The sequence below is a fragment of the Desulfitobacterium sp. THU1 genome, from assembly GCF_038181555.1.
GTDB lineage: Bacteria > Bacillota > Desulfitobacteriia > Desulfitobacteriales > Desulfitobacteriaceae > Desulfitobacterium.
In genome coordinates this window covers 60,620-69,788 of sequence record NZ_JBBWUA010000017.1, presented here as the reverse complement: position 1 = coordinate 69,788, position 9,169 = coordinate 60,620, and the positions used below count along the sequence as shown (strand labels likewise).

The 9,169-nt window shown below is 47.0% G+C and carries 7 protein-coding genes; all 7 read left to right on the top strand.

Annotated elements, in window-relative coordinates; all coding sequences use genetic code 11:
* Positions 1 to 801, top strand: an 801-nt coding sequence (locus AAC978_RS12770) for a macro domain-containing protein (RefSeq protein WP_341548447.1), incomplete at its 5' end; no start/stop codon positions are given.
* 134 nt (positions 802 to 935) lie between these two features.
* Positions 936 to 1,589 carry a vWA domain-containing protein gene (locus tag AAC978_RS12765; RefSeq protein WP_341548449.1) on the top strand — a complete coding sequence of 218 codons (654 nt, stop codon included), beginning with the start codon at positions 936 to 938 and terminating at the stop codon, positions 1,587 to 1,589.
* Positions 1,590 to 1,819: 230 nt separating this feature from the next.
* Positions 1,820 to 4,405 (top strand): molybdopterin-dependent oxidoreductase, encoded by a 2,586-nt coding sequence (locus tag AAC978_RS12760; RefSeq protein ID WP_341548446.1) that lies wholly within the window; start codon positions 1,820 to 1,822, stop codon positions 4,403 to 4,405.
* Complete coding sequence (locus tag AAC978_RS12755) at positions 4,402 to 5,088, top strand: 4Fe-4S dicluster domain-containing protein (RefSeq protein ID WP_341548445.1); 687 nt, start codon at positions 4,402 to 4,404, stop codon at positions 5,086 to 5,088. The genes AAC978_RS12760 and AAC978_RS12755 overlap by 4 nt, the downstream gene beginning before the upstream one ends.
* Positions 5,089 to 5,363: 275 nt before the next feature.
* Positions 5,364 to 6,662 carry an NrfD/PsrC family molybdoenzyme membrane anchor subunit gene (gene nrfD, locus AAC978_RS12750; protein ID WP_341548444.1) on the top strand — a complete coding sequence of 433 codons (1,299 nt, stop codon included), beginning with the start codon at positions 5,364 to 5,366 and terminating at the stop codon, positions 6,660 to 6,662.
* 183 nt (positions 6,663 to 6,845) lie between these two features.
* The gene (locus AAC978_RS12745; RefSeq protein ID WP_341548443.1) at positions 6,846 to 7,751 is read left to right on the top strand and encodes a hypothetical protein; all 906 of its coding nucleotides are present in this window, start codon (positions 6,846 to 6,848) and stop codon (positions 7,749 to 7,751) included.
* Positions 7,752 to 8,036: 285 nt separating this feature from the next.
* A complete protein-coding gene (locus tag AAC978_RS12740; protein WP_341548442.1) occupies positions 8,037 to 9,149 on the top strand; it encodes a helix-turn-helix domain-containing protein in 1,113 nt (370 codons plus the stop codon).
* Positions 9,150 to 9,169 lie beyond the last annotated feature (20 nt).

Here is a 9,169-nt window from a genome sequence, read left to right as displayed (position 1 = left end):
GTGATCCATACCGTGGGTCCCGTTTGGCAGGGTGGTCATAAGGATGAGGAGAAGTTGCTTTCAGATAGCTACAGAAACTCATTAGCTCTCGCCCAGCAGCACAACATAGAGAGCATTGCCTTTCCCTTGATATCAGCAGGCGCTTTCGGCTATCCAAAGGATAAAGCTATTCAAGTAGCAATTTCCGTTATTGGGGACTTCCTTTTGCACAATGATATGACCGTATACTTAGTGATCTATGACAAAACAGCCTTTACATTGTCTGAGAAACTATTTTCCTCGATCACCCAATACATCGATGATAAATACATCGAAGAGCAGCCCTTTGCCCGCGAGGACCGTCTGCGGGATCGTTATTCTTTCAAAGAATATCAGGCTGAAGCACCCATACTTTCACCGATAGGAATAGCTGCGCCAAAGTCCAAGCGCCAACGCAAGCTGGACGATGTCGTGAAAAATATGGACGAAACCTTCTCTCAGATGCTGTTGCGATTGATTGACGAAAAAGGTCTGACTGATGCCGAGACCTATAAGAAGGCTAATATCGACCGCAAACTGTTCTCCAAAATCCGCAACGACCTCAATTACAAACCGAGCAAACCGACCGCGATTGCTTTTGCCATCGCCTTGCGGCTGAATCTTGATGAAACGAAAGATCTGCTGTTAAAAGCCGGTTACGCCCTTTCCCACAGCAGCAAATTCGATATCATTATTGAATACTTCATCGAAGAGGAAATCTACAATGTCTTTGAAATTAATGAAGCGCTCTTTGCTTTTGAGCAGCACCCACTTGGAGTTTAACCCCGCGCGGAAAGAAGCTTCCGACCGTTGAGTACCTGCGCTCACGATAATAATGTGTCGCTTGCCAAGCGACCAGAATCAAGAGCTGCAATGTTATCCTTAAATCATTACAAAATGATTTGGAGGATAACATGATGAAGAAAGATTTAACAGAACTGGTTTTTATCCTAGACAGAAGTGGCTCTATGAGCGGACTGGAAAGCGATACCATCGGAGGCTATAATGCCATGCTCGCCAAGCAGCAAAAGGAACCCGGCGAAGCCATTATCACCACGGTATTATTTGACGACCGCTATGAACTGCTCCATGACCGCATTAACCTGCGGGGAATCGCTCCTATCACTGACAAAGAGTACTATGTGCGCGGCAATACGGCCTTGCTCGATGCAGTAGGCAAGACAATTAATAAGATCGGCAATGTCCAAAAACATACAGCTGAAGAGGAGCGTGCCGAGCATGTCATGTTTGTGATCACCACCGACGGCTTAGAAAACGCCAGCTGTGAATTCAACTATGCCAAAGTGCGCCAAATGATAGAACACCAACAAAGTAAGTATGGCTGGGAGTTTATCTTTCTGGGTGCTAACATTGATGCCATCGCAACCGCGGAACGCTTCGGCATCAGTAGAGACAGGGCAACAAATTATCATGCCGACAGCGAAGGCACATCGTTGAATTATGAAGTAATCAGTGAAGCCGTAAGCTGTGTGCGTGCAAGTCGTTCTCTGGATAAGAAGTGGAAAGAACGGATCGATGAGGATTTCAAGAAACGTGGTGGTGGGAAATAAACCTCACTATTCCGAGTTGGCTGCAATTCAATGCTGGGCAAGGGAGATAATTCCTTACTGAGCCTAAAGATAAAGAGTATCTGAATATTCTTTAAGTGCCGTGACCTGAGTCACGGTTTTTTGTTGCGCTACGAAGTATTCTTAGCTGGAGTAGGTTCGGGTCACCTTATTAAGTTACCAAAATATATTAGAGAGATACCAGACAAATGCGATGGACTGGAGTGAAAGAAGTGGGAAAAGACAAGGTTAAACTATCGCGGCGCCAATTTTTAAAAGGGACAGCAGCTACAGGAGTAATGGTGGGTACCATCGGGGCCGTGGGCTTCGCCAACAAGGCTCTTGCTGAGGAAACTGTCTTAGGAGAAGGCGGGGGCGCTCCTGAACTCAAGACGGTACGCACGACCTGTTCACCTAACTGTACAGGGGCCTGTGGAATGAATGCCATCGTGGAGAATAACGAGATTAAGGCGATTGTGCAGGCGGCAGATTACCCGGAACAAGAATATAATCCTCGCGGCTGTTTGAAGGGTCTATCCATGATGAATCTGGTTTATGGTCCGGATCGGCTCCAAACTCCCTTGATCCAAAAGGGAAAGCCCGGTGTCGACGAGCTGCAAAAGGCCACCTGGGAGGAAGCTCTGGATTATACAGCTGAGAGACTTAAGGAAATCGCTTCCAAATATGGCCCGGAATCCATTGGGGTCGCCTTCCAAGTGGGAGGGACCAGCTATGTCCATAAGGGAGCCATGTCTCGCCTAGCCACCCTAGCCGGATGGAATATCCATCACGCCTATGATCAAAACGGCGACCTGCCCATGTTTTGGCCCATGACCTTTGGGGTCCAATCAGAAGAGCTTGAACCCAGTGAATGGCTGAATGCACGTTATATGGCGGTATTTGGTTCCAATATTTTAGCTACCCGTTTGCCTGATGCTCATTTTCTCGTGGAGGCGAGAAACAAAGGGACCAAAGTCGTGGTCTTTGACCCCAGCTATAGTCCGACAGCTGCCAAGGCCGATGAGTACATACCTATCAACGGAAGCAGTGATGCTGCCGTGGCCTTAGGAATCTGCAAGGTTATCCTCGAAGAAGGACTTTATGATCAGGGCTTTATTAAGACCTTCACAGATATGCCTCTACTCGTGCGCCTAGATAATGGGAAACGCCTGCAGGCCGCCGAGGTAGAAGGCCTAACCAAACCAACCGATACCCCGGCCTATCGGGAAGCCTTTGTCGCCTACAATGGGAATTTTTTAACGGTTCACTCCGAGAACCTGGCCCTGCCAGAGAATTTACTGCTGGAAGGAGAAGTAGAGGTGCCGCTTAAGAGCGGAGAGAGGGTTACCGCCAAGCCTGTCTTCCAGCTTCTCAAGGAAAGCTTAAATAGCTATACTCCTGAGGAAGTGGAGAAGGAATCGGGAATGAAGCCGGATGATCTAGTGCGCATTGCCCGAGAAATGGCGACAACCAAACCTCTCCATATCGTTTATGGGGCTAGCAATTATCAGTGGTATCATGGGGATCTTAAGGGTCGGGCTCTGGCCTTGATCAATGTCCTGACGGGAAACATCGGTCAACCGGGGGCGGGAATCTCGACCTATGCCGGACAATATCGGATCCGCATTAAGGTGGCTGAGTGGTGGGTTCCGGAGGGTCGCAAGCAAAACTGGCTACCCTTCCTCTATGTGTTAAATGGCCCCACAGAAAATATGAAGGCCAAGTATCCTAAGGACGGCATCAAGGCCTTGATTACCGGTTGGGGGAATCCTTTTGATCAACATAATATGTCTAATATCCTTCGGGAGCGGGTTCAATCCGGGGAATTAGAGTTTGTGTGTAATATTGACTTCCAAATGACCACCAGCTGTGAGTACAGTCATGCGGTTTTGCCGGGGGTCACTTGGTATGAAAAAACGGATCTCACAGCCTCCCCTGTACATCCCTATCTCCAGCTGCAACAACCGGCCATCACCCCGGTTTATGAGGGAAAGCCGGAGCTTTGGATTTTTAGAGAATTAGCAAAACGACTGAATCCGGAGTTTGAAAAGTACTTTTTCCCCGGCTTGGAACCGGATCAGGCCGCTGAAGAAGTCATCAAGCTTTTGCTAAAAACCGGCGGACCAAATTGCGCAGGAATCACTCTGGAACAGCTCAAGCAAGGACCGGTGCGCTTAAAGTCGGAAGTACCGGGTGATCGGCAGATTCCTTTTTATGAGCAGGTTCATAATAAGCGACCCTTCCCGCCTCAAAGCCTTCCCGCTAAGTTGGAGCAAACGGCTCAGTTTGTAAAAAGCGGGCGAATCGAATTCTACAAGGATGAGGATGCATTTTTAGAAGCAGGTGAGCAGCTGCCGGTCCATAAACCACCCTTTGAAGAAAGCGAATATGCCCTGAACCCCGCGGCGCGGGAGAAATACACCTTTAACTTCGTTACCCGTAATGCTATCTACCGGGTACACTCCACCCATTCCAATAACATCTGGATGAACGAGCTTCAAGAGGGCAAAGCCCATGTTTGGCTCAACCCGGCGGATGCGGAGGAAAAAGGGATTAAGCAGGGGGATGAGGTCGAGGTATACAATGATCGAGGCAAGCTCTTGGTCTATGCTGTGGTGGATGCTGGGGTTGGACGGAAGGTGGCTATGTTTGAGCAGGGCTGGTGGAGCTGTTATCTGAAAGAGACCTCCTATAACAGTTTGACCTATCCCTTTATTAAGCCGACCCATGAGGTTTACTTCGTGCCGGGAATGTGGGCACCCAATACCGCGTGGAATGAATGTCTCTGCGATGTTAAAAAGGTGGGTGATAAGCTATGAAATTAGGAATGGTCATTGATTTGGATAAATGTATCGGTTGCCGCACCTGTGCAGTAGCCTGTAAAGCCCATAATGCTCAGCCCCCGGGAACTTGGTGGAATCGGGTCTTTACTCCCGGCAGTCCCTATCATCAAAGTGCTGTGGGGGAAGAAGGGAACTTGCAAATGAATTTCCTGCCGGTTTCCTGCCAGATGTGTGATAATGCCCCCTGTGAAAAGGTTTGTCCGGTGGGGGCGACCTATACGGATGAGCGGGGCGTCGTTCTTGTGGATTATGAACGATGTATCGGTTGTCGCTATTGCATCGCCGCTTGTCCCTATAATGTGCGTCAGTTTAATTGGGAAGATCCTAAGGAAGTTAAGGAGCGAGCCGGCTATAAGGAAGGCTATGAATATGGATATCCGGCGGAGGCCAGAGACAAGGATGGACGACTAGTCTATACGCCCAATCGCCCGGTAGGGGTCGTGGAGAAATGCACTTTTTGCTTCCAATACACCTCCCAAGGGAAAGATCCGGCATGTGTTCAAGCCTGTCCTTCTCGAGCGCGGATTTTCGGAGATCTGGAGGATCCTGATTCAGAGGTGAGTCGCCTAATCCGTGATCGTCAGGCTTTCCGTTTAAAAGAAGATTTGGGGACTCAACCTAAAGTCTATTATCTGCTAGCTAGTAAGCCTAATCGGTAGGGATTATAGAGGGCAATGACGTTAAAATTTTATTTGATCCTAGTAAAGGGCGTTGGTGAAGAAATTCAAAGAAAATAAACTAGGTACAATAAGTGAAGGTAAAGAGAATTTGCAAAGTAGATAAAATCAAAGAAAGCACAAAAAGAATTAAAAAGCTAAAAAGTTAAAGGACTAAATACTAAAAGTCAAAAAGACTAAAAAACTATACTAAAAGATTAAAAAAAGTAAGAAGATAAAACAAAATACAGAGTAGGAACGGAAAGGGTGAAAAAATTTTGGCACAGAATAATGTGGTCACTACTCGGACGATCCCTGTTGCCCGTAAGCCAATCAATGGAGTACTTGTGCTAGGGGCGGTTCTCCTGCTGATAGCCTTGAGTGCCTGGGGTTATCAATTAAAGGCAGGCCTCATTGTCACCAATATGCGAAATTCCTTTAGCTGGGGACTCTATATCGCCACCTTTGCTTTCTTTGTGGGGATTGCGGCGGGAGGACTGATTGTCTCTTCCTCCGTCTATCTCTTTAACTTAGAAAAGCTCAAACCCTTGACGAGGATTGCTTCCTTATCAGCTTTTGCCTGTTCCCTAGGGGCGGGTGCCATGATTTTGCCGGATATGGGTCGTATTGACCGAATCTATCAGATGCTCCTCCATCCCAACTTCAGTTCCCCTCTGGTCTGGGACGTTATTGTCATAAGTGCTTATATTGTGGTCACCTTCTTAAGTGTCTATGTGCAGCTTTTGCCTGATTGGCATAGAGAGGGTCGAGGCTTTTTAAATGGGTGGACTAAAAAGCACTCCCCAGAAGAAATTCAGCTTTTCTCCAAGAAGTGGTCTAAGCGCGTAGCGATCATCGGCCTGCCCTTTGCGGTGCTGATCCATACGGTAACCGCTTTGATTTTCGCCACCCAAGCCTCGCGCGGTTGGTGGAATACGGCCATATTACCCCCGGACTTCATTGCGGTGGCAGTCGCCTCTGGAACAGCTCTGGTGCTTCTGATCTCCCTTCTCTATGTGGGTAAAGAAGGCTTTGCGGAATATCAGGAGGCATTTAAGACCCTCGCGGTCATTGTCGCCGGTGCCCTGATCGTGCATTTCTTCTTTGTGGCAGTGGATCTTCTGATTCATGGTTGGTGGGGAAGCGCAGAAGGTCATGAGCTTTTTGCTCTGCTCTTTGGCGAATATAAGTTTTTATATGGGACGGAGCTACTTTTGCCCGCCTTTACCATGATCTTTTTCTTTACGAAAAGGGGAAATAGCTCCCCTAAATCCCTCATCCTCGGCTGTATCCTGCTCTTTATCGGGGTTTTCGCCCATCGGATGATGTTGATGTTCCCTTCCTTCAACGCCATCCCCTTGACCTTGAATATCAACGGGGCAGGAATTGAGGCTTGGACTTATCCTGTAGCAACCGGCGCCTATCAGGAAGGGGTGTCTTCCTTTGTCAGCTCTTGGCCCTATTTCCCCACCCTTCTAGAGATGGCTTTAGGATTGCTTCCCTTTGGGGTAGTTCTATTTGTAATTGCGCTTGCCTTTAGGCTGTACAATTTTTTACCTAACGCATCGAGAAAATAGGCTGGCCTCTTGGTAAGAGCAAGATATTGATAGAGACCGTAGTAACCGGCAACAGTGCGGATTACTACGGTCTTTTTACAAAGCTTCCCTTTTGCTGGAGGAAATCTGATACAATGTGTCTAAAGTACATAGATCAAGAAAGGTTCCTATAGACAATAGAGGAAAAAATAGAGGGGGATAATCATGAAAAAGAATCTTCCACTTATTTTAATTGCGATACTTATTGTTTTGCAGGGGATATCCCTTGCGAATATCGGGGATTTGCAGAGGAAGTTGCAGGACACGCAGAATCAGTTGGCTCATCTAGAATCTAATCAGTCGATGCAGATGAACAACATCTACACCAATATTGATTCCATGCTTAAACGCCAATCCAGCATTGTCGATAGCTACGACTATTCATTTGGTAAGGTTGATAGCGAGAAGCTGACGGTACCTATAACCTTTAATATCACACCGAAGGAAACGAAGGCAGACACTCGAGCTACACTCTTTGTATCGGATGAAAATGTGACCATGAGTAAAAACGGGACAACATTTACCGGCACGGTAGGGGTAGATATTTTTAAACCCATCGAGGCCAAGGTTGTTTTAGCAGACAGTGGTATTGAGAAAACAGAAAAGCTAGAAATTATGGAGAACCTACAATGGAGTGTGTTACCAGCTGTCCATGCCCGACTCGAGAGAAATAGCGGGACGATTTATAGCAAGAACTCCAAGGAATTGTCCGGCGAATATCATGGCAAAGGGAATTTAAGCCTAGAGGTTAAGCCCGTAGAAAATAATACTATAGAGAAAGCACTTTTTGTGGTCGATGTCGATGGAAAAGTCGTTACGGAAGAGCCCGTTAATACCGGTGGTCTCTGGACAGAGTTTGATAAGAAATGGACGCTTTCAGCAGGGGAAACCCTAACCATGTCCGTCATCGCAACGGATAGCTTAGGCTTAAATCATAAGGCCATCATCGAAAAGCTAACCCTTGATGAAAATGCCGACCCAGTCCATGGAGAAGAGTGGAGATGGATGGGTGAGGTTATAATCACGGATCAAGAGGGCAAGGTCCTTTATACACCTTATCAAGATAAGTAAGGCTTATTAAGGCTTGACGATTTGAAGTACTCGGAAGTATAGGATTGTTAGATAATGAAGGACCACAGTAATGAACAAAAGTTCATCTACTACGGTCCTTTTTAATGCTCTTAATATTAAAGGTTTTCCACTCCTGGGATAAATTCTTCTAAGCTTTAGTTAAAGTAAGGTTTTTGGCAACTTTCTTCTCTATATCGCATTGGTTGATTTTTTCCACTGTATGTTAACTGCGAATCCATTGTATTCCTTCTTAAGCTGGCTAAAATTAAAGGTGAGGTGATGATCATGAAGGAAATAAATATTGCTCAGGTCATAGTTAATAAGCGTAGGGAAAAGGGGATTACCCAAGATGAATTGGCAAGTTATATGGGGGTTTCTAAGGCTTCGGTCTCCAAGTGGGAGACAGGGCAAAGCTATCCTGATGTGACCTTTCTTCCTCAGCTAGCGGCCTATTTTAATATTAGCATTGATGAATTGATGGACTATAAGCCCCAAATGAGAAAAGAAGATATTCGTCAGCTTTATAAAAGACTGTCGGCGGATTTTGCGTCAAAACCTGTCGATGAAGTCTTAGAAGAATGCCATCTGATCATCAAGAAGTATTATTCCTGCTTCCCTTTATTGCTGCAAATGGGGCTTTTGATGATTAATCATGGGGGACTGCCTAAGGATTCGCAAAAAACAGCTGCTTTGATTGCCGAGGCGAAAGCTTTATTTATTCGGGTCAGGGAGGAAAGCGATGATGTGTCATTCACAAGGCAAGCGTTATACTTGGAGGCCCTGTGTAACCTTGCACTCGGGGATTCCCAGGCTGTGCTGGAGCTACTGGAAGGAAAAATCGAGCCGGCTATGCCTCCCGAATCTCTCTTAGCTTCGGCCTATCAAATGACGGGGCGTGTCAATGAAGCGAAGTCAATCCTACAGGTAGGGATCTTTCAAAATATCGTGGTTCTATTCAACTTTTTCCCTGCCTATATGGCCCTCTGCATCGACGAACGCGAAAAGTTTGAGGAAATGCTCCGGCGTGCCCTGGCCATGGTGGAGGCCTTTGATATCAAGCGGCTGCATCCTGCCGTTACCGTGGGTATCTATCTAACTGCTGCGCAGGGGTATGTTGCTCAGGGGCATCAGGATAAAGCCTTAGCGATGCTCCAAGAGTATACCGCTTTGGTCACTGGGGATATTTATCCCCTGTCTTTGCACGGGGACGCATTTTTCGACCAGCTGGATAGTTGGCTGGAGGATCTAGATCTGGGGACGAACTTGCCCCGAGATGAGAAGACCATCCGCCAAAGCATGGCCGATGCCGTGGTTCAAAATCCGACCTTCGCGGTGCTTGCCGAGGATAAGGGCTTCCAAAGAATCGTTGACAAGCTTCAGGGGAATGCACTTCGGTGATGGAGGAAAGAGATAAGGGG

What these genes read in the sequence shown, in the direction of transcription:
- AAC978_RS12755 (WP_341548445.1), top strand. Translation starts at nt 4,402, where the DNA reads ATGAAATTAGGAATGGTCATTGATTTGGATAAATGTATCGGTTGCCGC.
- AAC978_RS12740 (WP_341548442.1), top strand. Translation starts at nt 8,037, where the DNA reads ATGAAGGAAATAAATATTGCTCAGGTCATAGTTAATAAGCGTAGGGAA.
- AAC978_RS12765 (WP_341548449.1), top strand. Translation starts at nt 936, where the DNA reads ATGAAGAAAGATTTAACAGAACTGGTTTTTATCCTAGACAGAAGTGGC.
- AAC978_RS12745 (WP_341548443.1), top strand. Translation starts at nt 6,846, where the DNA reads ATGAAAAAGAATCTTCCACTTATTTTAATTGCGATACTTATTGTTTTG.